The following is a 25,053-nucleotide window of genomic DNA, read 5'->3' as shown; positions in this document are numbered from 1 at the left end:
GCAAACTTGCTGAGATGAACAGGATTTGATTCTTTGTAAGGGACTTTGACTGAAATAACGCGCCCTAAAGCGAACTTATTTTCTGTTTGACCATATTTTGTTAAAAAAACGAGTCTGTGTTTTTAACAAAGGGTTTACCCTGAAAACTACAATTCAATGACCAGTTGCCTGTCGTACTGCGGATTGACCTCCACATCCTTGTATCCGTAGGGATTCACAACCACCCGGGTTTTGCCGAGAGTGTAGTCGAACGAGTTGTGGGTATGGCCATGAATCCAGAGATCGGGGCCATGGTCGATGATCTCGCTGGAGAGATCGGTCATGAAGGCGCAGTTGAGGCTGTCTCCTCGGAACCGCTCGTGAATTGACAATGGTGACACGCCATGGTGTGTTACCACGACAGCCTTCTTGTCTCCCGCAGCTGCCAGCGTCTCAAAGATATACCGTTTCGATTCCTGAAACAAGTCGACCGTCTCTTCGGGCATGAGCCGAGTCCCGTCAGCCTTCTTGATCAACACAAAGTCGTTCATGTTCTTCCGGGCATTCTGCATCTTGAAGAAATCCTTCCCCAGAAAATCCGTCCAGAGAGTTGATCCGATGAACAGAACACCGTCGATATCGACGGACTCGTTTTCCATGAAGTGGACATTCCCGGGTAAGGAGAGCTTGGCTTTCAGCTCGTGGATACGCCCGAAGAAATCATTATGGTAGAAGAAATGGTTCCCTTCGACATAGATGACGGCAAGGAAACGCTTAGCCAGGAGGCTGATAACCTTGAGCCAGGTTTCCTGACGGTGAGCCAGGCCGATGTCGCCGGCAATCAGGGCAACGGTCTCCTTATCAGTCGGCAGCGGCGGAACCACCATCTCCAGAATGCGCGGGATTTTGTTGGGCTGCCAGAATTCAGCATGAATATCGGAAAAGGGACGGACAAGCATTGTTCTCTCCAACATAAAAAGCAGATTCAGTCAAAGTATCCGGTAATATACCTGAAAACGGTGTGAGATCTGGATAATTATTGCCATGAAGCATGTCCGTCAACTAGGCAATGCCGCATTAAAGGTACCAATTTTGTACCCAAAAATGCGGCATTGACTGAAGGTGGCAAAAAGTTCCCCATTTTGGGTACCAAATTGGTATCCAAAACAGCCTCCATATTACAACTACCCTTGCCAGTATCCCAAACAGGTGCCCTTTTGGGATGCCAATAATTATCCTACCACCAGTAGTACCAGCGCCAGTACCACCATGGGGCATAACAGGGGCGGTAATCCGTGCTGGAGAAGGCGTACTTGATCAGTGTCCAGTATGGCTTCCCCTTTACATAACCATGATAAAGACGCACCTGCACCCGGTCCATCAGGATGTACGGCAACGAGATACATGCGATGCCGATAGCCCAGTACCAGAATGTGCTGAGAAAACAGAGTCCGACAAGCAGACCGGAAACCGCACTGGCTAACATTGGCACGACCGTAGCAACCAGCACCGCCGGCAGCTTTGCCCGTTTCGGCTGCCGCTCTCGTAGCCATTGCTGGGCATCATAGTATTTGATCATCGAAAAACCTCCCTGTGCGGCTCAGATGGTCATATCCGCACGTATGCCGGCTTGCACAGGCAACTGAGCTTCGTTCCCTTGTTCAGGAAGCCAAAGATCCTCTTCCGTAGCTGGTTCAGATCTTCGGAAGTAATTTTGACGTCATTGGCGACATGCCAGTCCGGGATCATCTGCAGCTCCAGGATAACGAGGCCGGCTCTTGCCAGTGCCTTTTTCTTGCGGGGGCCGGTCTTATGCGTGTCGGTTACCTCGATACCAATGACACCAGCTGTTTCGTAATAGAGATCTGAGTCAGGGGACAATGCCAGCTTGCAATCCACAGTGTAGTTGAGTCCTGATCGATCATCATGAACGGCCCACTCATCGGAAGTTTCGTCAATCTTGAGCATGAACTCTTTCCCGAAAACCCTGATTCGCCATGTCCATAACTTACACACGTATTCCTGGACCAGTTCGTGGGCGATCCCCTTTGACCCATTACCATGACCGTCCCCGGAACCACCGAGATAGGCAAAGCTGGATGATTTAGCTCCGCGATCTACCGGCACCATGGGTCTCAGCTTGATAAGGTCGTAGAAATGTTTTCCTTCCCACTCTTCCGGATACTGACGCCGTAGGCGCAGAGCTTCATGTACGGTGATGATCGGGCTGGAAAAATCTGCTTTCTGGTACGCTAACAGTTTCATATATTCCCCTCGTTGATGTTGTAGTCCGGCGTCAGCAGGTTGATCGCCTTACCGATGGCGATGTCCAGCATGATCACTTCCTGGCCGTTCAGATAAATCTTGCCAGTAGGTGCGCCTTTCTCGACCAGGCTGATTTCAAGTGAATGGATGCCGTCCTTCTGTCTGGCAACCAGATAGAGCGCCTGCGGATTTCCGCCGTTATTGCGTTTGAGCACCGTTACCAGGTCGATCTTGCTGCCCGCTTTGCTGCTTCGTTTCCAGTAGGCCTGCATGAAGTAGTTCAGTGACGATTTGACAGTGGCCAGTTCATAGAGATCGTTATCAATGGCAAAACCCCAGAAGCTGGCTTTGACCAGGGTGTTTCTGTTGAAGCGGGTCTTGTAATGGCCGCCGTTATCCCGGTAGTCATACCGTTCCATCTCGACCGTGGCGGAGACGGATATCCCTTTGAAATTGAATTCAATCATCCTGCCTCCACCTCCTTCCAGAGCTTGCTCAGATACGTTGCCGATACCTTCAGCTTCCGCTTGCTCTGTAGATAGCCGGCGATGACACGAAAGCCCATGTCATCTGCCTTCAGTTCCCTTACCTCGCCCCAGTAGGCCAGGATCTTCCGGCGCAGGACTGGTTTCCTCCCCCTGGCTACAAGGGATGCTGCCGCCGCCTGGCGCAAGTGGGTGAAGTCTTCGTATTGCTCCTGATCCGCCACCCGGTAGCCTTTTCCCTTGATCGTGTCCCAGCCCCCCTTGCGGGCCGCCATGATAAAGGCGCAGTATTTGGAGATCCGGCCGGAAAGGTCAGGACGCTCACCCTTGAGCTGGAAAGACTTCTTCACTCCTTCCTGGAAAATCTCGATGACCTTGTCTTCCGGCAGCGATGCCACCCAGGAAAAGATCTTTTTTCTTTCGGACTCAGTCAGGCCGGTTATCAGGTTCAGCTGCTCGGTCATGTCATCCTCTCGTGTAGGTCAGGGTCTCCCGCAGCCGGAAGTGGGATGTTTCCAGGGAGGTCTGCTGCAGGGCCTGCTCGTGGCTCTTGCCGCGGGCGATGCACTCCAGGTAGCGTTCCTGGGCGAAGTTATGCTTGAGGCCGTGACTGCCGCGGCCCGGGGCATACTGACCGGTATTGTGCGCGGCAGCATTGATTGCCTCTACATAGGCGAAATAATCGCTTTCCAGTTTTCCGTAACGGGCGATGTATTCTTCCAGCCTGTGGTAAGTAAGGACGGAGACGAAGTGTTCGGTCTCTTTGCCACCTTTCTCCACCGAGGCGACGATGCCCACCTCAGATCCGGTGACTGGATCGGCACTGATGCCGCGCAGCCCGTTACTGGTCAGGGGATTCTTCAACCGCCGGTTGCTGGGAGCACCGACACCTTCGGTACGCAGCCCGCCTTCGTATTGTAGTGATGCCTGTAACTGGAAAGTCCCATCGCTGATGGCAGCAATCAGCCGGAGCGGATCGGGATAGGCCCGGTTATCGAAGAGCTTGCTCGACTTCCGGAGCAGCTTTCTGCTGCGAGCGTAGAAAGCCATGCGCAACGGTTCCGTGTTCAAGCGGAGAATATCCAGAGCGTGGATCTCGATGTATTGATTGATGGCGTACTCGAACTTTCCCATTGCTGACAGGATGGTCTCCATGGTCTGTCGGGAGCGTTTCCTTTCGACGTAATGCGCCAGTCGCTCCTCCAGGTACACCGCCATGTCGTCGTGAACGGACGCGGTATCAAGGATGGAAGTCTGTCCGCTTCCGAACATGAACTCCACGAAGCGATGGGCCTCGTATTTGTAGACCTTCCAGGAGCCGAAGGAGCGGATGCCCAGAGCGCTGTCCTCCTTTGCCTCACTGATCGAGCGGACTGCGTGGAAGACCGCCTCGGTCTGGGAGTGCAATGATGTTGGCCACCTGTGTTTCATTGATTGCCTCTGGCCGTTGCCGGCCTGCGTGGTGAGATGACATGCTCTTTTTCCGGCATCGCCATGCCGACGGTAGCAGCTCCGTCTTCCTGCTTTTCGTAGTGTCCCTTGTATCTGGACCTGGCAAGGATTCCTGCCGGCTGTCCTGCTGTCTGTCGTGGACCGGGACGCTACCGGTGGTTCACATCAAACAGGTCCTCGATTGTGCTGTTCCGGGAAACGCCTCGCCACTGCGTTCAGGACTCAGGGGCCGATACCTGGTCCGCCATCTAATGGTTTCCGGTACAACGTTCGATCATGCGAGGGGGAGGTGCATTGACCTCGACATGAAGGGCTCTGCTTAGGTTGGCCAATCCCATGGGTGGTGTCCGGCCGGGCCAAGTGGCTCGACGGCTCTGAGTACACCGGGCAATGATGCTGCGAAAAATCTCTCCTATCTGAAAAAGTCGTAACTGTTTTGTTTGTTTCCAATATCCCGGCAACACGTTGATTACTTGGAGCTTTCAGTTGGAAGGCTCACCAGTAAGGCCGGTATTTGTGATCATTTGTGTGCGACATCCCCAAGCCTTTGACTTGGCAAGTGCAACCACTCCTATCTCAGGAATGAACTCACCAATTGGCGATGAATTCTTTTCGTCTTCGATGAATTTCATTTGGACCTCTTCGGGCAGGGAGTGCCAGTATTCATCACGTTCTTTTGACTCCTGTGCTTCCGCCTTCTTCAGTTCCGCCTGTTTTTCGTCCTCGGCACGTTTCCGTTCTGTTGCAGCCTCTGACTTGGCAGCGCGAACATGCGGAGGCTCATACCATTCCGGTATCATGAGATCATCACAGAGTGCCTGGAGATAGCCGCCGGGGTTTCGGATCTCCGTTCCCTCCCGTCGCCAGGTTTCTGCAGCGATGTCAGCAGCCTGCATAACCCTCACATTACCGTGGCGTTTGATCAGAACCCGCAACTCCTTCTCAGAGATTTTTGACAATGGCGTTCCGGATAACAACACCAGCATCTGCGTTGTAGTTGTTTTCTGAGTGATCTCTGTTTTTTCTTCTGTTATGGAATCACGGATTTTGAGGGTTTCCTTCCCTGTTTTTTTCGGGAAACGTTCCCTGAAATTTTCAGGTTTCCTTTCCTGCTTTTTGAGGGTATCCATTAAATCCAGCAACTTACCGCGTACAAATTTGTAGTGGCAGGTGGGGGCACCGTTCGCCTTCTTAACAACGGTCTGGACATAGCCATCTTTCACCAGGATTTTGACTATCTTTCTGACGACATCCTCTCGAAGTCCTACTCTTTCAAGCCAAGTCTTCCCTTCAGCCTCTCTGCATGTGGTTGCATTCATTTCATCAGCAGCAACGTCAACACCTGAAGCGCAGTCAAGCTCCTGTTGCTTGCAGGAAGGTTCATATTGTCGGTAAAACCAGCCGTATCCGATTCCCGGCAACTTGCGATCTCGAAAGTGGTAGCTCCAGGTAAATATCTCCGAAAGAATGATGGCCGTGTTCAAATCACCAAAATAACGAACAAATGGTTTGAAAACCGTGAGCCTGTTTCTTGGGCTGTTGAACTCTGCCAGGAGATCTTCGACCTCTTCCACGGCATATAGCTTGCAATCTTCAGGCATATTTACTTCGCTTCCGGCACCCATTCGCCTCTGAAAAATGTATCTACTTCATCTTCATCCCAACGGATCAATTTTCTGGATAATTGGAGACGCGGAGGCGGAAAGACACCTGCTCTGCGTAGACGATGCAGAGTCTGAACAGAGAATTTTCCCTTCTTGCAAATAGCTTCAATGGCGATCAGGTTCATATCAATTGCCTCCGGATTGTTTTTATAGCGCACAGTTCATACTTATAATATCATACGTATGATGTCAATGATTTTTTAAGTATGAAATCATGCGTATGTGTGGTATCAATTGAAACATAAGGGAACTTCGAGGAATGCATGGAAAAACGTGACAGGCTGAAAATTCTGCGATTATTGAACGGATGCACACAGGATATTCTGGCGAATAGACTGGGTGTGCCACGCACGTCGATCGCCATGTGGGAAAAAGGAAGGTATGGTTTTTCCTCCGAGGTAACGGTAAAGCTTGCTTCGGCATTAGGAGTTCAGACAGACTATCTAATTCTTGGAACCCCGCCTATCGCCAACGCAGTCTGGATTCCTGTCCCTCCGTCCCGTCCCGACTACTTACGATCAATGCAAGATGACTTCACTGCATTGCTACCCCAGTTCCTGGCTGAAAATATGTACAACGCGTCATACTCAGACAGCCTTGCAGACGGGAGCAGGTTTTTCCTTCTTGGACAGGACTATTACTTCGGTTGTCTGTTGATAGCCGATGTCAAAATTGCCGACAGCATCAATAACATCCTGAGGCAGATCATTGGAGAAGGGTCCATTACAGCGCTTGACCACAAGCTTGATAAATTGGATGGGAGCGTTTTTGAATTCATACAAACACACTGGCTGCCACCTGACCGTTTGCCGCAGGACTTCAAGCGAGTTGATGTTGCTAAAATATGCCAGATGCTAGAAAGAAAACGCGGTGGGGGGTACGGTGACGAGAAAAACGAATCCTTGAAGCTTATTTACAGAACGTTCAATGAAGTGGTCAGGAGATACGATGTTCCCGACACGGCAATGGACAAGCTGGATGATCTGTTTGTAACCAAGTTCAAGGAACTGTCGTCAGTTCCAAGTACCTCAATCAAAGTAACATTACTGATGGCTGAAATAGGGAAGGCTCTGAAAAGTCTGGGGTGTCAGAAAAGAAAAGAGGAGCAATACTGATCGGGAAATGGTTTGAGTGTAGCAGAGGGTTCCAGAAGATCGAAAATGGTTCCATGATTCAATTTACGCACAGAGGTTCCACAAGAGGTTCCATTCAAGACAAAGCGGGTTAGCTCTTGTGAGCTAACCCGCTGTTTTTATTGGCGTCCCCGAGACGATTCGAACGTCCGGCCCCTTCCTTAGGAGGGAAGTGCTCTATCCAGCTGAGCTACGGGGACAGAAGTTCTTTTTTATAGCCCATCATCTCTGGTTTTGCAACCCTTTTCCCGGCTGAGAACAGAGGCAAAACGTGGCCGAATCCCTTAGAATGAAAGGAGCGAGAACACTTTACCCTCTGGCAGTTTCTTTCTGCCGGCAAGAAATTCAAGCTCGGCCATGAAACAGCATTCGACAATTTCTCCCCCCAGGGCCGTTACCATGTCGACAACGGCAGCCATGGTGCCGCCGGTGGCAAGAACGTCGTCGGCTATGACCACCTTTTCCCCCTTGCGAATTGCATCGGTATGAATCTCGAGGGTATCGGTGCCGTATTCAAGCTGGTAGGTCTTGCTGAACGTTTCAGAGGGGAGTTTTCCCGGCTTACGCACGAGTACCACGCCGGCACCGAGTTTGTAGGCAAGGGCGGCGCCGATGATGAAGCCCCTGGCCTCGACGCCTACCACCTTGTCAATCTTCTCTCCAACATATCTATGCGCCAACAGGTCAACCATTCGCTGAAATGACTTCGCGTCGGCCAAAAGCGTTGTAATATCTTTAAAAACAATTCCCTTCTTGGGGAAATCAGGTACATCCCGGATTATATTCCTGAGGTCATTCATTCCTGTTGTGTTCTCCTTATTGCTCATTCAAAATCACTCGATTGCGTTAATGTCACTGTTTTCAATATATTTTCTCAGTTTTTCAAGAGATTTGGCTTCTATTTGCCGGATCCGCTCCCGGGTTACGCCAAAGCTCCGACCTATTGTGTCCAGGGTTTGAGGCTCCTTGTCTTCAAGTCCAAAGCGCAGAGTCAGAATCTTCTGTTCGTTGTCCGTAAGGGAGGCAAACCACTTGGAGACGATTTCATACTTGTTCAGGTCTTCGAGAAAAGTCGCCGGAGATACGGATAAAGTATCTTCTATGGTATCTATAAGGAAATAATCGCTGTTCTCACCCATTGGACGCTCAATTGAATAGGTTTTCTTGAGCAGGACCATGAGGCGGCGTATGTATGCCGGGTTGACGTTCATCTCGGTAGCGACTTCTTTTACAGTCGGCTCCCGGTTAAAGCGCTGCACCAACTCGCGGGTTGTTTTGAGCATTTTGTTAATGTCGTCGGATACGTGAACAGGAAGCCTTATGGTACGCGACTGGTTCACCAGCGCCCGTTCGATGGACTGGCGTATCCACCAGGTGGCATAGGTGGAGAAGCGACATTCCTTGGAGAGCTTGAACCGTTCCACCGCCTTGATGAGCCCCATATTTCCTTCTTCAATGAGGTCGAGGAAGGGAAGACCGCGGTTTATGTACCTTTTGGCGATCTTTACCACGAGACGCAGGTTGGACTCTATCATCTTGTCCCGCGCAGCCTTTTCACCCTTGGCAATTCTGGCCGCAAGCGCTTTTTCTTCATCGGCGGTAAGAAGCGTAGTTTTCTGGATTTCCCGGAGGTATAGCTTGATTGCGTCGTCGAAATGCTCTTCCTCGACGACCTTCACTTCCTCGTCAGCTTCCTCTTCTTCTTCCTCCGGCTCTTCGAATTCAAAAGAACTCGGTTCCGGTTCAATCAAGTCATCCGCCTGCCGCTCAACATGCTCTTCCGGTTCCACAACTTCCTTTTCGAGAAAATCATCCATGCTTGTCCCCGTTCAGCGAAGCGGTTTTAACCGATCACTCTTCAGTGCCCCACCCATACCTGCCAACTAGCTTGACGAATCTGCACCCGGCTATATCGTCACGGACAAATGAACCATCCTCTTGTTTTATTACCCTTACAAGAATCTGCTCGAACTGACTCCCCACCGGTATCACGAGCCGTCCACCTGGTTTCAGCTGGTCCACAAGCTTTTCCGGTATATCCGGAGCTCCAGCCGTAACTATTATGGCATCGAAGGGAGCTTCCTCTTCCCAGCCGACCGTACCATCGGATATCTTGATGTTCACATTCAGAAGGCCGATACTGTCGAGGGCCTTACGAGCCTTTAACGCCAGAGGGCGTATCCGCTCAACGGTGTAGACGCGATCTGCCAAAGTGGCAAGAATTGCCGCCTGATATCCCGAACCGGTACCGATTTCAAGCACCTTATCGCTTCCGGACAGCTGCAAGAGTTCGGTCATGAGGGCAACCATGTAGGGTTGCGATATGGTCTGCTTCTCCCCAATGGGAAGGGGTGTGTCGCTGTATGCCTGGGCAGCCATCGCCTCTTCAACGAACACGTGGCGGGGAACTTTCAGCATCGCCTCGATGAGACGCCGGTCCTTTATGCCGCGAGAGATGATTTGAGACTCCACCATCCGCTTTCGAGCGATGTCAAAATTCATGTAAATCCCCTATATTCGCTGAAAGGCAGACTATAACAGACCGCCCGGACGCTGTCCAGCATTAGGATGCGGGTACAAGCGACGCCACACTTGGGTGAAAAAACGAGCAAATTGGCATTTCAACATGCGTTGCCCTACGACAGAAAATCCCAGGTTTTCAGCTTGGACAGGGAAGCGTAGTTGGTAAGATCGAGATGTAATGGAGTAATTGAAATGCAGCCACGTTTGACAGAGTAATAATCCGTGCCTTCGATATCCCGGAACTGCATCTCGCCATTCCCTATCCAGTAATAGTTTCGGCCCCGGGGATCGGTATTGGTAATGATTTTCCCTTCGTAATCTCTCTTGCCCTGTGTGGTAATCACAGGACATCCAAGTTGTTCCTGCGGAAGGTCGGGAACATTTACATTAAGGAGTGTATCCCCCGGCAACCCGTTGACTGCGACCATATGCACGAGTTTAGCCACAAAGGAAGCCGCCGCCGTGTAGTTCTCGCCGCGCCCGGAAGTCACAAGCGACACCGCCAATGCCGGTATCCCCATGAGTGTCGCCTCCATTGCTGCGGAAACCGTCCCCGAATAGGTGATGTCATCACCCATGTTTCCTCCGCAGTTAATGCCGGAAACCACCAGATCAGGCTTGAACCTGAGGATCGAATGAATAGCAAGGTTGACGCAATCGGTCGGCGTGCCGTCCACAGCGAAAATCGATGGGCGGATTTCGCTGGCCCTGAGTGGATGATGGAGCGTTAAAGCGTGCCCAACCGCACTTCGCTCACGGTCAGGAGCAACAACTACCACCTCCGCCACGGCCCGCAACGCATCAGCGAGAGCCCTGATCCCGGGAGCGCGCACTCCGTCGTCGTTTGTGACAAGAATCTTCATGCTTACCCCCAATAATCAACTGCGAGCCGGCAAAAAAATAGACCGTTTCGGAGCTCGAAACCGTCTACGGTAAAAATGTGAAAATGGCCGGGGTAACAGAACTTTAACCTGCAACCAGTAAATCCACAGTTCATAACTGGAATTATGGCAAATAACCGGGCATTTGGTGTGTGATTTTTTCACAGCAGGAAGACATTGTCCACATGAAAAACCGAATAATGAACAACTCGTGGCTCAAGCTCTCAAAACAATACTCAATGACAACTGAAAAAAGCGGTTGGCTCCCTACTGGGCGGCCAGCTAGTTTTTATCACGGCTGCTGAGACTGCTCAGCGAACATTGCAAGGCTCAAGATCATTTCCCCCTCGACCGTCGGGTCGATATGGGGGATTTTGCTCTGACCGCCGAACTTTCCCCGCACCTCTTTTGACCAGCGGTAGATGATTTCGTCACCCACAGTTACAACCCGCGGCACAGCTATGCGTCCCTGTTCCCGAAATGTGGCGTAGTCGGCATTCAGAGACCTAAGCGTTGCATCCAGAAGACGCGCCAGGGTTTCGCCATCGCGCTCGTTCATTTCTCCAACCGCCAGCACCCACATATGCCGCCGGTTAGTAATATCGGGGCCGACCATGAACTCCCTAACCTCTATGCCGACTGTCCGGTTGAGCCGGGCCACCGCCTCTTCCACCTCCCCCTGGGTCACTTTTTCCTCGAAACGGTCCAGGAACTTGTCCCTCCCCGTAAATTCAATGAAGAGCGGCTCCCGGTCGGTAAAGCGGATGGTGTCGCCGATGTGATAGCGCCACAGCCCAGCACAGGTGGTGAGAATCACGGCATAGCGCCGCCCGATCTCTATCTCCTCCAGGGTGGTCGCCGGGGCATCGGGAGCCGGCACACCCCGTTCGCCCAAATTCTCGAAGGGGACAAACTCGAAAAATACTCCGTAGTGGGGGACGAGGCGCATGCGCTCCTCTCCCAGGAGTTGAAAAGCCATGAACGCTTCCGATGAAGGGAGTACCTCCAGGCACTTGGGGAGGCGATCGCGAAAGAGAACCTCAAACTCCCTGCGGTAAGGCTTCATGCTGGTGCCGCCATGGATGATGAGTTCGAGGTTCGGCAGAAGCTCCGAAAGGGGGCGGTGCCCCATCTCTTCCACCCGCTGCAACAGTAAAATGACCCATGGTGGAACGCCGGAAATCCCACGGATGGATCGGTCCGAAAGAAGCAGCCCGGCCAATTCCGTCACCTTTTCTTCCCACGGCAGGGCGGATATTCTCATCCCCGGCGCTATGAACGGCTTGAGGAAAAATGGGCTATGGCGCAGGGTGATGGCGCTCATGTCGCCGCTTCGGACCCCGTCACCCAAGTCTGTCAGGTTCGTATTTCCGGACATATAGAGGAGCTTCCCCTGGAAGAGGCGGCTCTTGGGGTTGCGGTTGAGGTAACAGGCGGTCATGTCCAGGGCGGCCCTTTTGTTGGCGGCGAACATTTCCCGGGAGAATGGAATGTATTTGGTGGGAGCCGTAGTGCCGGAGGTCTCGCAGAAAAAGGGAATCTTCCCCGGCCAGGTGGCATCCTCAAGATTGAGCCGTTTACCTCCTTGCTCGTCCCGGAGGCCGGAGCAGAAGTATTCATCCCAAAAGTCGGTGTAGGTACGAATCGGCACCCTCCGGCGGAATTCGGCATAGAGCCGGTCGAAGGGCTCGCCTGCCAGTTCGGCCAGGCCGTGGTCGCGGCCGAATCTTGTGGCCGCCCCGGTGGCCACAAGACGTGGAAGAATCTCCCGCTGGCTCGCAAAAGGGTCGCGGGACTCGAAATTCCGGGCAAAGGCCGCGGCGCCGCTCTTCAGCATCAAATCCAGGGCCGGCGCGGTCAGAGTTCTGAAAGGTGAGTTAACAGTCATGAAACCACCGCCAGGAGCAGAGGTGTCGAGAGGCGGTCGTACCATGATTCTATAAACGGATTATAGCAGTGCTGATGAAAGATGAGTGACGCATGGGCCACGGCGTCGCCGCTAACCGGGGAGGTAACGGTCCGCACCTTGCCCCGTGGAAATAGCCGCATACGGGCATTTTCATCCCGGAGGGCAGACAACGTGGGGGAAGCGGGGACCAGGATTTCGTCTTCCTTCTCGGCCAGAAGCACCAGGGACGGCCCGCCGAAGACGATGCCATCCGTTGTCGCCGGGGCATCCCGCAGAGCCATGACCCTCTCGTAACCGCCAAGACAGGAAGTGCTTTCCAGAACTCCCATGATCTTTTTCCTTATGGATAAGTGCCGGTTCGATAAAACGCGGTTCTCAGCTCCAGCATCAAAGAGGGCCTGGAAGCAGCGGCGGGCTCGCTCGATCCGGCGGTTCAACTCATCACCATCATTGGTTTCGGTCTGCAGAATCCGCCGCAGGTTGCTCTCCAGCATCCTGACTCCTCCGCGTCGCTCACTTTCCGGCCGCAACAAATCTTCAATACAGAGCACCGGACTCGTCATAACAGCGCCTCTAATTAAGAGGTCTGCGGCATGCCCCTCCCGGAAAAACCGGGCTACCAGGCTACAGCCGAAGCTGACGGAAAAAATTACCGGTTTCTGTCCCTTGCGGTTAAGTTCTTCGACCAGGTCCGCCAGTTGGGCGAAAAAGTACGGAGCCGAAAATCCTGAGCGGGAGAAATTGATGTAGTAAATGGAGCCGTAACGCCGAAAGATCTCCCGCTGGAACTCCACCGCCTCTGTGGCATCGGGGACGAACCCACCGACAACAATTGTAGGAACTTCCCCTTGTCCCTTCTCCTTGAACAGGTGGTTGCGGACGGTATGTATACTCGGCAGTTCGCTCACCAAAGCCAATTGCCGGCGCCTGAACTTTGGCGAAAACGTCTTTATGGCCATTTGCCTGATAAAACCGGAGGTGGCGGTTGCCATTCCCATAAGTGCGGGGTGAGTGACAATAGCTCTTCGGGCCAGGGGGATGACGGCATTTGTGATCATGGTCGGCTCTCCTGTCGTTTTCTTCTCTTATGCCAGCGGCCGGTTACAGCTCGGTGGCAGACGGGAAAAAAGCGTGTGGCTCCGGTGGATTCGATGTGAACAGGAGAATGCCTGGTGAATAATCAAGGCAATATTCACCCGACTGTAACGCCATCATGACATTACCCGACGATAATGCTTCATGAGATGTGCGATGAACGAATACGCCTAACTAGATCAGCGGGTTAAGGATGGATTGTTAATGACGGAATATTGTGGAACCGGTTTGCCGGTTTTGCGTGACATTGCGGTGCCGGTTGCCGGAGTCTCTCCAAACGCAACGGTACGGGAAGTTGTCGGTATTTTCCAGGGCGATGCTACGCTTCTCACCCTGCCGGTATTCGATAATGGTGAATTTCTGGGGATTATCAACCGTAAAGTTCTTACTTTCAAGCATCTCGGGCGGCCATTCGCCATGGAACTTTATGGGAAAAAACCGATCAGGGTGCTGCTTGACGAACACCCTCTTGCCATGAATGCATCCATTGACATAAACAGCGCACTGGAACGGCTCATTGAAGCCGATCCATCCCTTGAAACCGACTCATTCCCGGTTATGGACGGCATGCGATGCGTCGGCATCGCCTCGGTGGCGGAACTGATGATGAGCATATCCAGAAACCAGGCTGAGTTGCTGGAAACTCTCAACTGCCTCACCGCCCGTATAAGAGCGGAGGTCGAAAATGCGAGGTGTACCCAACAGGATCTTCTCCCCCTCGATTCTGCCCGCTTTGGCCGCCTGGCCATAACTGCGAGCATGACCACCTCCACGGAAATCGGAGGAGATTTTTATGATTACATTTGTCTTTCCGATTCAACGGTCTGCATTGTCATGGGAGATGTGAGCGGACACGGAATCCAGGCGGGAATGGTCACCACCGCTGCCAAAGCCAGCCTCCATACCCTTATAGCGACCGGCGCCACCACTCCGGCTCAACTCCTGTTCGGCATGAACAACGCGATTCTGGCCACTGCCCACCAGAACCTCCTCATGACTTGCGTCGTCATCAACATCGATCAGCAGCAACGGACGGCCACCATCGCCAACGCCGGCCACACCTTTCCATATCTCTCCCGCACGTCTCCACCATGTCTTGAGCGAATCGAGGAAGTTTCGGGATTTCCCCTGGGCCTTGAGTCCGACGGAATCTACACCGAGAGGACGATCCCTTTCCGGGAGGGAGACAGGCTGATCATATATACCGATGGGATAGTGGAAGCCACCGACAGGATGGGATGCCAATTCGGCTACGAACGGTTCGAGGCCATCCTTCAGGAACACGGAAAAAGCCCGGCTGACCAACTGAAACGGAAACTGTTCACCGTTATTCACGCATTCTCCGCCAGCGACACCCTCGATGACGATGTGGCAATTCTTATCGCTTCGTTCGACAACAAACCAGAGAGATGACATAGCCATGAATCCGCCCATCCTAGCATTCTTCAGAAACGATACCGACAAACGGCGCTGGAAATCCGACATGGCCTCCATCCCCGGCATAGTCTCCATTGTAACGGAAGAATCGGCCCATTCGCCGTTCAAGACAATATGCCGGTCAGTGCCGAAACCGCAATTCATCCTATTGTCAGCCTCATTCTACCCCGACAAGGGATTCGGCATTACTACTCTCATCCGGAATCTGTTCCCCGGCACGGAGATTCTGCTAATTTCACCGGCATTCGAACCGTTCCCCGACATCGCTCTACTCTTCAGAGACGGCATCAGAAATCTCGTCGTTGTACCAACATCCCCCCTCCCCCTCTCGCAAGGCATCGGCCCGGTAGATCCTCCGTTAAGCGTAGCCATTAAATCCCTGACAGCCGACAGACATGAACGGATGTACGCCTGTCTACGTCAGGGGACAACAGTCAGTGAATTCACTCTTACCTCCAGCGATCAGAAAGAGCCCCTCATAAAACATCTTGAGAATACTATTAACGGAAAATCGACCGAAGAGGAGTTCCTGCGGCAGCGGGCAGCCCTAATAGCCGACGAGATGATCGAAAATGCCCTCTACGGTGCCCCCCGCAACGGCGACGGCACCCGGATCTTCCGCAAGGGTGAGCGACGTGAAATTCTCCCTGGTGAAAGGATCGAAGTTCGCTTCGGCTTTGACGGAGAGAACCTGGCAATAGAAGTCAGCGACGGATGGGGAAGCCTCCTCCCGGAGGAGATAATCGGGCATCTTGAAAAGAACAGGGACAGAGACGGACTGCCACCAACGGACGGCGGACTGGGCCTGTTCCTCATCTGGCGCTTCGTCGATCATCTTTACGTCTCCATAGCACCAGGCAGGGAAACCGTCGTGAGCGGCCAAGTGCGCCTCGCCACGCCGGGGGAGCTGCCCGAGGCAAAGGGATTCCACATGGAGGCGCTGCGCGCCTGCGCCTGAACCATACAAATCAATGCATAACTCAGGGAGGAGGGAGCATACAACACAAAGGAGAACAGACATGGAAACAGATTTCAGAGTTGTAGTTACACGTGAAGGGCTCACGGAAATTGTTCAATTTTACGGGATAATTGACTCCAGGGCCGAGAATTGCGTATTCCGGACGAATCCGGCCACCATTCCGGCGGGAAAGCGGCCACCGTTCCGACGGGAAACCGGCCGGCATTCCGATTTGATTGCGGCCACCATTCCGGAGCAATCCGGCCAGTGTAAAATGAGAGTGTAGTCGCGGGGTAACTCCAACAGGTATCCTGCCTTCCTTGATTGAATAACGAGGAGGGCGTGATGCCGAGAGAAAGAGTTACCATGCGAAAGATACGAGAGATACTCCGCCTTGTTTGGTCGTGTAACCAGAGCCGGCGTGATACATCCAGGACCTGCGGTGTCGGCAAGAGCACCGTGGATGACACCATCAACCGGGCAGTCGCCGCCGGTTTTTCCTGGCCTTTGCCTGCCGATCTCGATGATGAAGCCCTTGAACTGCGCCTCTATCCCCCCGTTGTCAACCCAGCCTCCCGCAAGCTGCCCCAACCCGACTGGCGGGCTCTGCACGATGAACTTGTCAAACATAAGAAGCTCACCCTCATGCTGTTGTGGCAGGAGTACAAGGAGGGCGAACCCTCCGGTTACCAGTACAGCCAGTTCTGCGAACTGTACCGGCAATGGAGAAAGAAGCTCGACCGCTCCATGCGCCAGGAGCACCGTGCCGGCGAGAAGTTCTTTGTCGACTACAGTGGCCAGACGGTACCGGTTGTGGACGCCACCACCGGCGAGGTCCGGGACGCCCAGATGTTCGTGGGTGTCATGGGCGGCAGCAACCAGACCTATGCCGATGCCACTTGGACCCAGTCACTTGCAGACTGGACCGGATCCCATGTGCGGGCGTTCGGTTTTATGGACGCCGTCCCGCATTGCATCGTTCCCGACAACTTGCTCTCCGCCGTCACCAAGACCTGCCGCTATGAACCCGATATAAACCCCACCTATGCGGCACTTGCCGATCATTACGGCACCGCCATCGTTCCTGCCCGTGTACGCCATCCCAAGGATAAGGCCAAGGTCGAAGGGGGCGTGCTGATTGCCCAGCGTTTCATCCTGGCAGGCCTGCGCAACCGGACCTTCTTCAGCCTGGCCGAAGCCAATGCCGCCATTCGTGAACGCCTTCTCCTTCTGAACAACCGCCCCTTCAGGAAGCTGCCCGGATGCCGACAGAGCCGGTTCGAGGAGATTGACCTTCCGGCCATGCTGCCTTTACCGGAAACACCCTATGAGTATGCCCAGTGGAAGAAGGCCCGGGTGCACATCGATTACCATGTCGAACTGGAAGGGCACTTCTACAGCGTCCCGCATCGCCTGGTGAAGGAACAGGTGGATGTGCGTTACACCGAGACGATCGTCGAGTGCTTCTACAAGGGAAACCGGGTTGCCTCCCATCCCAAGTCATCTGTCCAGGGCAAACACACCACCACACCGGAGCATATGCCCAAAGCCCACCGTGAGTTCGCCGAGTGGACACCGGAGCGGATCATCTCCTGGGCCGCCCAGACCGGAACAGCGACGGCACAGGTGGTGGAAACCATTCTGTCACGCAAGGCATATCCCGAGCACGGCTTCCGATCCTGCATGGGGATCATCTCGCTTGCGAAGCGCTATACCAAAGAACGTCTGGAGGCGGCCTGTGAACGGGCAGTCACCATTAAAGGCGTCACCTACAGAAGCATCAAGTCGATCCTAGAGAACAACCTGGATCAGAAGGCGCTACCCAAACAGATGGAACTACTTCCGGTTGCCCACGAGAACATCAGGGGCACGGATTACTACAACGACGAAAGGAAACTGTATGCTGACACAACCGACCATCGAGAAGCTGAACTCGATGAAACTGACAGCCATGGCTAGGGCCTTTGCGGACCAGATGCAATGCCCGGACATGGCACAGCTCTCCTTTGAAGAGCGCTTCGGCCTGATCGTGGACTACCAGATGACCGATCTGGAAAACCGGCGGATGCAGAACCGACTCAAGAACGCCAAGCTCAGGCTGTCTGCCTCGATCGAGGATCTGGACTTCCGCCAGGGAAGAGGTGTTGACCGCTCACAGGTCATGTCCCTTGCCGGGAATCAGTGGGTGAAGAGCCATCACAACATCCTGGTGACCGGGCCGACCGGCGCCGGCAAGAGTTACCTGGCCTGTGCGCTGGCACAGAAAGCCTGCCGGGACGGTCACTCTGTTCTCTACCAGAGAGTGCCGCGGCTGCTTCAGGAGATCGCGGTATCCAGGCTCGATGGCCGCTACAACAAGATCATTGCGCCGCTAACCAAATGCGAGGTGCTGATTCTGGACGACATGCTCATCTCTCCCCTGACGCGGGAGGAACAGCGGGAACTGCTGGAGATCGTCGAGGAACGTTATGACCGCAAGGCAACCGTTATCACCAGCCAGCTGCCGGTGAGGGCCTGGCATGATGCCATGCAGGATCCGACTCTGGCTGACGCCATACTGGACAGACTGGTGCACAATGCCTACAAGCTGGAACTGAGGGGTGAATCCATGAGACGAAAACGATCCGTGCTTGACCAGAAAACAGAAACTGTGACAGAGTAAAAACCCACACCCCGAGACTCTCTCTCACCACTGGCCGGAATCACCGGAACGCTGGCCGTATTCACAGCGGAACGGTGGCCGCCATCACGTCAGTTCGACTGGCCGCTTTCACCGGAATACGCAAGAATGCACTCCGCGAGCTGGCGGGCATGGTAAACGGGCCGAACGTCCGGTGCGATTTCAACAAATCCGGCAGAATCAATTCAATGGGTATCGCTTTTCTTCTCAGGTTCATGAAACAAATCAGGGATGACAAAAGTGCCAGCATCAGCATCCGCGGGCTCAGCCAGGTAAACATGATTTTGTTCAAAATGACGGGCATCTTTCTCCTGGCCACTGCCGAGCAGTGAACTGACTGGCTCTTCCAAGGAGCTTAAACATGAACATACTGAATTGGGATATAACCATAGCAGGTCTCTCGGAACTGGACCGTCAGATCGAAAAACTGCGAACTCTCAGGGATTCATACAGAGAGGCGAATATAGCCTACTACGGCAAGGAAATCGCCGACATGCTCAACAGTTGACGATACAACCATCCGTACGCGGGGACTGAAACGCAAAGCCCGTTCTTCCCGAAAACTCCATATGAACAGTCCCCCGCCATACTTTGGCAGTGACCTAAAGGGGCACATTCCATCTCCCCTGCCGGCATCAACAACATAATAACCAAGGAGCGTAATCAATGAATACCGTAACCATCTTACACAGACATACCCACAATGCGATTGAGACCCTCCAGAACGCTCTTCAGAGCTGCCCCCACCGTCAGACCGACCAACTGATTCTTTCAGCACTTGTGGCGCTGCGGCAGATGCACGATGACGTCAAGAGCCTCGACAGCATCGATACTGAAATGGACCCGGAAGATTACTGCTGCGCAGTGTAATGGACCGATGGAGTGGAAACGCCACTCCAGGGGCCACAAAAAGAAAAAGGCCACCCCGTTTGGAATGGCCTAATCCTTCACAACACATTATCTGGTTGTGATTTGTCTGGTCGGGGCGACTGGATTCGAACCAGCGACCACCAGACCCCCAGTCTGGTGCGCTACCAGGCTGCGCTACGCCCCGATATATTTTACTGCGACAACATTCGGCGGATTGTTTCCAATTCCTGCCGCACTTCATTTACAACCTTCAAAAGACCGCTTGCATCATCTGAATCAACTTTTGAGTCGTTCTTGCAATCGGTTTTTAATCTCTTACGGGCACCTTCAATGGTCAGCTTTTCAGTATACAGGAGATGCTTTATCTCCTGAAGAAGCTGAATGTCCTGCTTTGTGTAGAGTCGCTGCCCCGTTCGGCTTTTGGGTGGCTTCAACTCCTTAAACTCAGTTTCCCAGAACCGAAGCACCGAGGCTTTGAGCGACGTTAATCGCACAACCTCTCCGATCCTGAAATACTGTTTATCAGGAAGATTGGCCTCCAACTTCCCTCCGGGGAAGAACTTCTCAGGAATTGATCGAGGACTTGAGGACCTGACTCGGCTTAAACGTGAGAATCCTGCGGGCGGATATGATTATCTCATCACCGGTCTGAGGATTTCGGCCACGACGGTCGGCCTTTTCCTTGACAACGAAATTACCAAAACCGGCGATCTTGATCTTCTCACCATTTTCGAGGGTTTCCTTGATAAGACCAAAGACCCGCTCAACAAGCTCAGCGGATTCTTTCTTTGAAAATCCCACCTTCTCGTATATCTGCTCAACAATATCTGCCTTGGTCATATACTCCCTCAAAATCAATAAGTTATCAAAATATATCGCGCTTACCGAAGGCGACAGGATTTATAGCACAGCAGCCCAAGATAATCAACCTGTTTTTAACGTATCGTCACTTCTAACTTTTTCACCAGCGTATCAACCACACGTTTGTGCAGTGGAGAAACCTCATCATCCGCAAGTGTCTTCTCCTGCGAACGGTACCTGATTCTGATTGCAACGCTCTTGAATCCTTCAGGCACGTGTTTCCCCTTGTAGAGGTCGAATATCTCGGCACATTCAACCTCCTTGATTCTTAAAGCGTTAATGCACTCCAGAATGGCCGACACGGGAGTTTCATCCGCAATGAGCATGGCAATATCGCGGAATGTATCGGGGAAACGGGAAGGAGGCTTGATGGTGACCCGATCCGAATTGAGCATGGCAAGCTTCTCAAAATCCAGCTCAAGATAATAGAGGGGTTGATCAATGCCGAAATTTTCCTGAATATCGGGATGGAGTTCGCCGAAGGAACCGAGAATTTCTTTACCGCTCCGGACGACGCATGACTTTCCCGGATGGAAATATGGATCGCGACGTTCCTGGACAAATGTTACATCCCCTATGGAGAAGTCATCGAGAATATTCTCGACCACTCCCTTCGCATCATAAAAGTCCACCTGATGGCGTTCCTGGTTCCACCCTTCGCGATGGCGGGCTCCAGTCATGATTCCGCCCAGGCAGAGGGGTTCTCTGGGAAGTTCTTCGCCTTCTACGGGAAGATAGACGCGCCGCAGCTCAAACATCCGGAGCGTCAGCACACGATAGTTAAGATTTCTGGCAACCGTTTCAAGAAGCCCGGGAAGAAGCGTAGTGCGCATCACGGACTGCTCTTCCACGAGGGGATTACGCAGGCGGACAAAGGGCCTGCGGGAATCGCCGTCGCCCAGGAGCAGCTTATCCAGAACCTCCGGGGACATGAAACTGAAAGTGATTACTTCGTTGAAACCCTGCCCGACCATAACGTTCTTCAAACGCTTAACCAGGCGTTGATGATGGGTTGGTCGGTCCGATATGACTCGGGCCATGGGCATGGTCACGGGAATCGTGTTGTAGCCGCTCAGTCTTGCGATTTCTTCCACCAGATCCACTTCGCGCTCAATATCGACCCTGAAGCTGGGCACGGTTACATTGAACACCCCCGGTTCAACAACTTCGACGTTAAACTCAAGCCTCTTGAATATGTCCGCCATTTCGCCGGCAGACAATTGAATACCCAAGAGTTTATTGCACTGGTCAACACGGAACCTGACCGTGGAATTTGGCACCTTTGAGGAGTAGACATCGATGACACCCTTGGCGACACGGCCACCGGCAAGATCCGCAATCAGCGATGCAGCGCGGTCAAGAGCCGTGACAAGAATGCCGATGTCGGCGCCCCGCTCGAACCGGTGCGAAGACTCCGTGTGAAGCCCGAGACGCTTGGAGGTCCTGCGGATTGCAGAGGGGTTGAAATAGGCACTTTCCAGAAGGATATTCGACGTCTCCTGACGGATCTCGGAGTTTTCGCCCCCCATTACCCCGGCAAGCGCGACACCTCGCTCCCCATCACGTATTGTAAGATCCCCAGACGTGAGGGTGCGTTCCTGGCCGTCAAGAGTAGTGAAACGTTCCCCATCAGCAGCACGGCGTACAACAATTTTACTGCCGGCAAGAAGATCGGCATCAAACGCATGGAGTGGATGCCCGTACTCAATCAGAACATAGTTGGTTACATCAACCACATTGTTGATGGAACGCATGCCGACTGCCTCCAGACGCCTGACAAGCCAGGATGGCGACGGCCCGATGGAGCAGCCGGCAATATAACGGGCGGTATAGCGTGGGCAGAGTTCAGAATCCTCGACGGACACTTCTGCGCGGTCGCCAACGGGAAAATCAGACTCCACAACCGCGTGCCGGGCATATCGCACAGAAGTACCGAGTTTTGCTGCAATCTCCCGTGCAATGCCTACGATACTCAGGCAGTCGGCCCTGTTTGGAGTAAGCCCGATTTCGAAAATCGTGTCCTTGAGACCGAGGGCGTCGAACACAGGAACTCCCAGCGGAAGATCGGCAGGAAGAATAATGATCCCCTCAGACTCAGCGGCCAGACCGAGTTCCTTTTCCGAGCAAAGCATCCCACAGGATTCTTCGCCCCTTATCTTCGAACGCTTAATCTTAAAATCTCCCGGCAGGACCGCTCCGATTTGCGCAAGGGCCACCTTGTCGCCAGCCTTGAAGTTCCGGGCGCCACACACGATAGCAAGCGTCTCTTTGCCGTTATTGACCTTACAAAGCGAAAGCTTGTCCGCATTGGGGTGCTGGGCCTTCTCCTCCACAACGGCAACAACGACCTCATCGAGTCCGCCGCCGACATGCCGAACCCCCTCCACCTCCAGGCCGAGCATGGTAAGAAGATCCGCAAGCTCCTGCGGTGAAAGGTCAAAATCGACAAATTCCTTGAGCCAGTTGTATGTGACTATCATATTCTCACCCTATCCGGGACATAATTAGTAATTAATACGGAACTCTAGTCCCTGTTTGTTCCACCGGCACTTTAAAACTGCTGCAGGAAACGCACGTCGTTATCGAAGAAAAGCCTCAAATCTCCAATGCCGTACTTGAGCATGGCAACACGCTCCACCCCCATGCCGAAAGCGAAACCTGAAATAACCTCGGGATCATATCCCACATGACGGTACACTTCAGGATCAATCATCCCGGCTCCGAGAATTTCAAGCCAGCCGCTTTCCTTGCAGACTCGACACCCCTTCCCTTTGCACATGACACAGGCGATATCCACCTCGGCGCTGGGTTCGGTGAACGGAAAAAAGCTCGGGCGCAGACGCACCCCGATATCTTTTCCGAAATACTGGGTCACAAACGTAGTCAGAATCCCTTTGAGATCGCCGAAAGTTACGCCGTTATCCACCATAAGCCCCTCAATCTGGTGAAACATGGGCGAATGGGTGGCATCGGAGTCGCACCGGTAAACCGTACCCGGAGAAATAATCCTTACCGGTGGCGCATGCTTAAGCATGGTACGCACCTGAACCGGAGACGTATGGGTTCTCAGCAGGATGGAATCATCCACGAAGAAGGTGTCCTGCATATCCCTGGCCGGATGGTCCTTGGGAAAATTCAGGGCTTCGAAATTGTAGAAATCGAGCTCAACCTCGGGCCCTTCGGCGACCTGAAAGCCAAGACCGGAGAATATATCCGATATCTCCTCAATCACGAGAGTTATGGGATGCTTAGTGCCACGGGGTGTCCTGCGGCCGGGCAAGGTAACGTCGATCCGTTCACGCTCAAGCCTCTCGCGCTTACTTGCATCCCGGACACGGTCAAGTGTTTCGTCCAGGCGTGTCTCAAGCTGATTCTTGACCGTATTGACCAACTGGCCAACAATTGGCCGCTCCTCCGGAGGAAGGGCTCCCAGCCCTTTCATAACGGCTGTAATCGCGCCCTTTTTCCCAAGATACTTAACTCTTAGTTCCTGGAGAGACTCTTCAGTTCCAGCCCCGGAGATTTCCGCGAGAGCGGCCTTGAGAAGACCATCAAGTTGTTCTTTCATAACGAGGACCCTTTATAAAAAAAGAAATGGAACGCTGAGCATTCCATTTCTTTTTTTATCCGGCTGAATTTCCACTAAATCTGTGTTTTTGCGACAGTGGCGATCTCAGAGAAACCCTTGGGATCCGAAACAGCCAGATCCGCCAGGACTTTACGGTCAATCTCGACACTCGCTTTTTTCAGTCCATGGATGAGCTTGCTGTAGGAAAGCCCATTTGCCCGTGAAGCTGCATTGATTCTCGTAATCCAGAGGGCACGGAAATCACGCTTCTTGACCTTGCGGTCCCTGAATGCGTAATTAAGCGCACGGTCTACGGCCTCTGTCGCACTCCGGAACAATTTGCTCCGGGCGCCACGAAAACCTTTGGCAAGTTTGAGAACCTTGTTTCTTCTGCGTCTCGCTTTAAAACCTCGTTTAACCCTTGGCATCAGCTACTCCTTTTACAGGTGAATTTTGCCGGATCCGCAAGGGGAGGCGCTTCCTCACGGTTCACGGACTTATGAAAAACAGGTGACCGGAATGAATCCCGGCCCCGTTTTTACTTATAGGGGATCAATCTTGCGATATTTTTTTGATCCACAGCGGCAACAATAGAGCTCGAACGGAGTTGACGCTTACGCTTGCGCGTCTTGGAGGTAAGAATATGGCTCGTGAAGGCGCTGTTTCTCTTGATCTTACCGCTGGCAGTCTTTCTGAAGCGCTTTGCGGCGCCGCGGTTGGTCTTAATCTTGGGCATTACGTTTCTCCTTTTCTATACTTAATGATGCGAAATCTATTTTTTCACCTTGGGGGCGACGATCATGAACATGCTCCGCCCTTCCATCTTAGGCCTCATCTCGATAACGGCAATGTCCTCAATCTCGGAGGCCACACGCTCAAGGGCACGCATCCCGTAATCCATGTGGGTAATCTCGCGGCCACGGAAAACCAAAGTAACCTTGGCCTTGTTACCCTCTTCGATAAAACGGCGTACATGCTTTATCTTGAACTGGAGATCATGCTCGTCGGTCTTCGGACGAAGCTTGACCTCTTTAACCACGACATGAGACTGCTTTTTCTTGGCTTCCTGAAGCTTCTTGCTTTGCTGATACTTGAACTTGCCATAATCCATGATCCGGCAAACAGGCGGCACAGCGGTCGGAGAAACCTCAACCAGATCGAGTTGCTGACTCTCTGCAAGCGCCAGGGCATCGTTCAGATTCATAATGCCAAGCTGCTCGCTATTTGCTCCAACCACCCGTATTTCGCGGGCTCTGATGGCTTGATTTACATTTACTGTCGGCTTGGCTATGG

Annotated in this window: 28 protein-coding genes, 2 tRNA genes and 1 pseudogene; 7 read left to right on the top strand and 24 right to left on the bottom strand. The window is 53.0% G+C overall.

What is annotated here, in order from left to right; genetic code table 11:
- Positions 1-146: 146 nt before the first annotated feature.
- The 8 genes from JZM60_RS12545 to JZM60_RS12510 form a co-directional block, all read right to left on the bottom strand.
- Positions 147-938, bottom strand: coding sequence for a metallophosphoesterase (locus tag JZM60_RS12545; protein ID WP_207162780.1), 792 nt, complete (start codon positions 936-938; stop codon positions 147-149).
- 278 nt (positions 939-1,216) lie between these two features.
- Positions 1,217-1,558 (bottom strand): hypothetical protein, encoded by a 342-nt coding sequence (locus JZM60_RS12540; protein ID WP_207162779.1) that lies wholly within the window; start codon positions 1,556-1,558, stop codon positions 1,217-1,219.
- 29 nt (positions 1,559-1,587) lie between these two features.
- Positions 1,588-2,244, bottom strand: a complete 657-nt coding sequence (locus JZM60_RS12535) for a hypothetical protein (protein ID WP_207162778.1) — start codon at positions 2,242-2,244, stop codon at positions 1,588-1,590.
- Complete coding sequence (locus tag JZM60_RS12530; protein WP_207162777.1) at positions 2,241-2,711, bottom strand: hypothetical protein; 471 nt, start codon at positions 2,709-2,711, stop codon at positions 2,241-2,243. The genes JZM60_RS12535 and JZM60_RS12530 overlap by 4 nt, the downstream gene beginning before the upstream one ends.
- Positions 2,708-3,193 carry a hypothetical protein gene (locus tag JZM60_RS12525; RefSeq protein ID WP_207162776.1) on the bottom strand — a complete coding sequence of 162 codons (486 nt, stop codon included), beginning with the start codon at positions 3,191-3,193 and terminating at the stop codon, positions 2,708-2,710. The genes JZM60_RS12530 and JZM60_RS12525 overlap by 4 nt, the downstream gene beginning before the upstream one ends.
- A gap of 1 nt (position 3,194) precedes the next feature.
- A complete protein-coding gene (locus JZM60_RS12520; RefSeq protein WP_207162775.1) occupies positions 3,195-4,160 on the bottom strand; it encodes a hypothetical protein in 966 nt (321 codons plus the stop codon).
- Between the two features lie 503 nt (positions 4,161-4,663).
- Positions 4,664-5,782: an ATP synthase subunit B family protein gene (locus JZM60_RS12515; protein ID WP_207162774.1), complete on the bottom strand. Its 1,119-nt coding sequence runs from the start codon at positions 5,780-5,782 to the stop codon at positions 4,664-4,666.
- A 2-nt stretch (positions 5,783-5,784) separates the two neighbouring features.
- Positions 5,785-5,970, bottom strand: coding sequence for a helix-turn-helix transcriptional regulator (locus JZM60_RS12510; RefSeq protein ID WP_145025650.1), 186 nt, complete (start codon positions 5,968-5,970; stop codon positions 5,785-5,787).
- 138 nt (positions 5,971-6,108) lie between these two features.
- On the opposite strand from JZM60_RS12510, the gene JZM60_RS12505 reads away from it, so the two are divergent.
- Entirely contained in the window at positions 6,109-6,960 is an 852-nt protein-coding gene (locus JZM60_RS12505) for a helix-turn-helix domain-containing protein (RefSeq protein ID WP_207162773.1), read from the top strand.
- Between the two features lie 141 nt (positions 6,961-7,101).
- Here the strand turns inward: JZM60_RS12505 and JZM60_RS12500 are convergent.
- The 7 genes from JZM60_RS12500 to JZM60_RS12470 form a co-directional block, all read right to left on the bottom strand.
- Positions 7,102-7,178: transfer RNA gene (locus JZM60_RS12500), tRNA-Arg, on the bottom strand.
- An 84-nt stretch (positions 7,179-7,262) separates the two neighbouring features.
- Positions 7,263-7,778 carry an adenine phosphoribosyltransferase gene (locus JZM60_RS12495; protein WP_207162772.1) on the bottom strand — a complete coding sequence of 172 codons (516 nt, stop codon included), beginning with the start codon at positions 7,776-7,778 and terminating at the stop codon, positions 7,263-7,265.
- A gap of 33 nt (positions 7,779-7,811) precedes the next feature.
- A complete protein-coding gene (locus JZM60_RS12490) occupies positions 7,812-8,795 on the bottom strand; it encodes a sigma-70 family RNA polymerase sigma factor (RefSeq protein ID WP_207162771.1) in 984 nt (327 codons plus the stop codon).
- Positions 8,796-8,829: 34 nt separating this feature from the next.
- Positions 8,830-9,480, bottom strand: a complete 651-nt coding sequence (locus JZM60_RS12485) for a protein-L-isoaspartate(D-aspartate) O-methyltransferase (RefSeq protein ID WP_207162770.1) — start codon at positions 9,478-9,480, stop codon at positions 8,830-8,832.
- A gap of 134 nt (positions 9,481-9,614) precedes the next feature.
- On the bottom strand, positions 9,615-10,364 hold the full coding sequence (surE, locus tag JZM60_RS12480) for a 5'/3'-nucleotidase SurE (RefSeq protein ID WP_207162769.1): 750 nt from the start codon (positions 10,362-10,364) through the stop codon (positions 9,615-9,617).
- Positions 10,365-10,674: 310 nt separating this feature from the next.
- Complete coding sequence (locus JZM60_RS12475) at positions 10,675-12,270, bottom strand: GH3 family acyl-acid amido synthetase (protein ID WP_207162768.1); 1,596 nt, start codon at positions 12,268-12,270, stop codon at positions 10,675-10,677.
- On the bottom strand, positions 12,267-13,349 hold the full coding sequence (locus tag JZM60_RS12470; RefSeq protein WP_207162767.1) for an alpha/beta hydrolase: 1,083 nt from the start codon (positions 13,347-13,349) through the stop codon (positions 12,267-12,269). The genes JZM60_RS12475 and JZM60_RS12470 overlap by 4 nt, the downstream gene beginning before the upstream one ends.
- Positions 13,350-13,623: 274 nt before the next feature.
- Between JZM60_RS12470 and JZM60_RS12465 the strand changes: the two genes are divergently transcribed.
- The 4 genes and pseudogenes from JZM60_RS12465 (at position 13,624) to istB (ending at position 18,443) form a co-directional block, all read left to right on the top strand.
- Positions 13,624-14,799, top strand: coding sequence for a PP2C family protein-serine/threonine phosphatase (locus JZM60_RS12465; RefSeq protein ID WP_241426251.1), 1,176 nt, complete (start codon positions 13,624-13,626; stop codon positions 14,797-14,799).
- Positions 14,800-14,806: 7 nt separating this feature from the next.
- On the top strand, positions 14,807-15,781 hold the full coding sequence (locus JZM60_RS12460) for an ATP-binding protein (protein WP_207162765.1): 975 nt from the start codon (positions 14,807-14,809) through the stop codon (positions 15,779-15,781).
- A 366-nt stretch (positions 15,782-16,147) separates the two neighbouring features.
- Positions 16,148-17,665, top strand: a pseudogene (gene istA / locus JZM60_RS12455) (IS21 family transposase); the annotation flags it as partial.
- A 16-nt stretch (positions 17,666-17,681) separates the two neighbouring features.
- Positions 17,682-18,443, top strand: a complete 762-nt coding sequence (istB, locus tag JZM60_RS12450) for an IS21-like element helper ATPase IstB (protein ID WP_207162069.1) — start codon at positions 17,682-17,684, stop codon at positions 18,441-18,443.
- Positions 18,444-18,504: 61 nt separating this feature from the next.
- Here the strand turns inward: istB and JZM60_RS12445 are convergent, their stop codons facing one another.
- Positions 18,505-18,765 (bottom strand): hypothetical protein, encoded by a 261-nt coding sequence (locus tag JZM60_RS12445; RefSeq protein ID WP_207162764.1) that lies wholly within the window; start codon positions 18,763-18,765, stop codon positions 18,505-18,507.
- 57 nt (positions 18,766-18,822) lie between these two features.
- Here JZM60_RS12445 and JZM60_RS12440 point away from each other — a divergent pair, with 57 nt between their 5' ends.
- A complete protein-coding gene (locus JZM60_RS12440) occupies positions 18,823-18,969 on the top strand; it encodes a hypothetical protein (protein WP_207162763.1) in 147 nt (48 codons plus the stop codon).
- A 158-nt stretch (positions 18,970-19,127) separates the two neighbouring features.
- Positions 19,128-19,331 carry a hypothetical protein gene (locus JZM60_RS12435; RefSeq protein WP_207162762.1) on the top strand — a complete coding sequence of 68 codons (204 nt, stop codon included), beginning with the start codon at positions 19,128-19,130 and terminating at the stop codon, positions 19,329-19,331.
- 107 nt (positions 19,332-19,438) lie between these two features.
- Here the strand turns inward: JZM60_RS12435 and JZM60_RS12430 are convergent.
- The 8 genes from JZM60_RS12430 to infC form a co-directional block, all read right to left on the bottom strand.
- Positions 19,439-19,515 (bottom strand) — tRNA-Pro (locus JZM60_RS12430).
- 7 nt (positions 19,516-19,522) lie between these two features.
- Positions 19,523-19,873, bottom strand: a complete 351-nt coding sequence (locus JZM60_RS12425) for a MerR family transcriptional regulator (protein WP_207162761.1) — start codon at positions 19,871-19,873, stop codon at positions 19,523-19,525.
- Between the two features lie 22 nt (positions 19,874-19,895).
- Positions 19,896-20,171, bottom strand: a complete 276-nt coding sequence (locus JZM60_RS12420) for an integration host factor subunit alpha (protein ID WP_004511650.1) — start codon at positions 20,169-20,171, stop codon at positions 19,896-19,898.
- 95 nt (positions 20,172-20,266) lie between these two features.
- Positions 20,267-22,672 carry a phenylalanine--tRNA ligase subunit beta gene (gene pheT, locus JZM60_RS12415; protein ID WP_207162760.1) on the bottom strand — a complete coding sequence of 802 codons (2,406 nt, stop codon included), beginning with the start codon at positions 22,670-22,672 and terminating at the stop codon, positions 20,267-20,269.
- Positions 22,673-22,743: 71 nt separating this feature from the next.
- Complete coding sequence (locus tag JZM60_RS12410; protein WP_207162759.1) at positions 22,744-23,760, bottom strand: phenylalanine--tRNA ligase subunit alpha; 1,017 nt, start codon at positions 23,758-23,760, stop codon at positions 22,744-22,746.
- 74 nt (positions 23,761-23,834) lie between these two features.
- Positions 23,835-24,188, bottom strand: a complete 354-nt coding sequence (gene rplT / locus JZM60_RS12405) for a 50S ribosomal protein L20 (protein ID WP_207162758.1) — start codon at positions 24,186-24,188, stop codon at positions 23,835-23,837.
- A 110-nt stretch (positions 24,189-24,298) separates the two neighbouring features.
- Positions 24,299-24,496, bottom strand: a complete 198-nt coding sequence (gene rpmI / locus JZM60_RS12400; protein ID WP_004511654.1) for a 50S ribosomal protein L35 — start codon at positions 24,494-24,496, stop codon at positions 24,299-24,301.
- A 36-nt stretch (positions 24,497-24,532) separates the two neighbouring features.
- Positions 24,533-25,051 (bottom strand): translation initiation factor IF-3, encoded by a 519-nt coding sequence (gene infC / locus JZM60_RS12395; protein ID WP_207165591.1) that lies wholly within the window; start codon positions 25,049-25,051, stop codon positions 24,533-24,535.
- Positions 25,052-25,053: the final 2 nt, after the last annotated feature.

The organism is Geobacter benzoatilyticus (assembly GCF_017338855.1).
Lineage (GTDB): Bacteria > Desulfobacterota > Desulfuromonadia > Geobacterales > Geobacteraceae > Geobacter > Geobacter benzoatilyticus.
This window is presented reverse-complemented; position numbering and strand designations above follow the sequence as displayed.

Bases quoted from the DNA above. Each gene is read 5' to 3' on its own strand.
- JZM60_RS12420 (WP_004511650.1), bottom strand. From the start codon at position 20,171: ATGACCAAGGCAGATATTGTTGAGCAGATATACGAGAAGGTGGGATTT.
- JZM60_RS12485 (WP_207162770.1), bottom strand. From the start codon at position 9,480: ATGAATTTTGACATCGCTCGAAAGCGGATGGTGGAGTCTCAAATCATC.
- JZM60_RS12495 (WP_207162772.1), bottom strand. From the start codon at position 7,778: ATGAATGACCTCAGGAATATAATCCGGGATGTACCTGATTTCCCCAAG.
- JZM60_RS12470 (WP_207162767.1), bottom strand. From the start codon at position 13,349: ATGATCACAAATGCCGTCATCCCCCTGGCCCGAAGAGCTATTGTCACT.
- JZM60_RS12505 (WP_207162773.1), top strand. From the start codon at position 6,109: ATGGAAAAACGTGACAGGCTGAAAATTCTGCGATTATTGAACGGATGC.
- JZM60_RS12460 (WP_207162765.1), top strand. From the start codon at position 14,807: ATGAATCCGCCCATCCTAGCATTCTTCAGAAACGATACCGACAAACGG.
- surE (WP_207162769.1), bottom strand. From the start codon at position 10,364: ATGAAGATTCTTGTCACAAACGACGACGGAGTGCGCGCTCCCGGGATC.
- JZM60_RS12440 (WP_207162763.1), top strand. From the start codon at position 18,823: ATGAACATACTGAATTGGGATATAACCATAGCAGGTCTCTCGGAACTG.
- JZM60_RS12410 (WP_207162759.1), bottom strand. From the start codon at position 23,760: ATGAAAGAACAACTTGATGGTCTTCTCAAGGCCGCTCTCGCGGAAATC.
- istB (WP_207162069.1), top strand. From the start codon at position 17,682: ATGCTGACACAACCGACCATCGAGAAGCTGAACTCGATGAAACTGACA.
- rpmI (WP_004511654.1), bottom strand. From the start codon at position 24,496: ATGCCCAAGATTAAGACCAACCGCGGCGCCGCAAAGCGCTTCAGAAAG.
- pheT (WP_207162760.1), bottom strand. From the start codon at position 22,672: ATGATAGTCACATACAACTGGCTCAAGGAATTTGTCGATTTTGACCTT.
- JZM60_RS12515 (WP_207162774.1), bottom strand. From the start codon at position 5,782: ATGCCTGAAGATTGCAAGCTATATGCCGTGGAAGAGGTCGAAGATCTC.
- JZM60_RS12445 (WP_207162764.1), bottom strand. From the start codon at position 18,765: ATGCCCGTCATTTTGAACAAAATCATGTTTACCTGGCTGAGCCCGCGG.
- JZM60_RS12545 (WP_207162780.1), bottom strand. From the start codon at position 938: ATGCTTGTCCGTCCCTTTTCCGATATTCATGCTGAATTCTGGCAGCCC.
- JZM60_RS12525 (WP_207162776.1), bottom strand. From the start codon at position 3,193: ATGACCGAGCAGCTGAACCTGATAACCGGCCTGACTGAGTCCGAAAGA.
- JZM60_RS12475 (WP_207162768.1), bottom strand. From the start codon at position 12,270: ATGACTGTTAACTCACCTTTCAGAACTCTGACCGCGCCGGCCCTGGAT.
- JZM60_RS12540 (WP_207162779.1), bottom strand. From the start codon at position 1,558: ATGATCAAATACTATGATGCCCAGCAATGGCTACGAGAGCGGCAGCCG.
- JZM60_RS12530 (WP_207162777.1), bottom strand. From the start codon at position 2,711: ATGATTGAATTCAATTTCAAAGGGATATCCGTCTCCGCCACGGTCGAG.
- JZM60_RS12435 (WP_207162762.1), top strand. From the start codon at position 19,128: ATGAATACCGTAACCATCTTACACAGACATACCCACAATGCGATTGAG.
- JZM60_RS12520 (WP_207162775.1), bottom strand. From the start codon at position 4,160: ATGAAACACAGGTGGCCAACATCATTGCACTCCCAGACCGAGGCGGTC.
- JZM60_RS12510 (WP_145025650.1), bottom strand. From the start codon at position 5,970: ATGAACCTGATCGCCATTGAAGCTATTTGCAAGAAGGGAAAATTCTCT.
- JZM60_RS12535 (WP_207162778.1), bottom strand. From the start codon at position 2,244: ATGAAACTGTTAGCGTACCAGAAAGCAGATTTTTCCAGCCCGATCATC.
- JZM60_RS12490 (WP_207162771.1), bottom strand. From the start codon at position 8,795: ATGGATGATTTTCTCGAAAAGGAAGTTGTGGAACCGGAAGAGCATGTT.
- rplT (WP_207162758.1), bottom strand. From the start codon at position 24,188: ATGCCAAGGGTTAAACGAGGTTTTAAAGCGAGACGCAGAAGAAACAAG.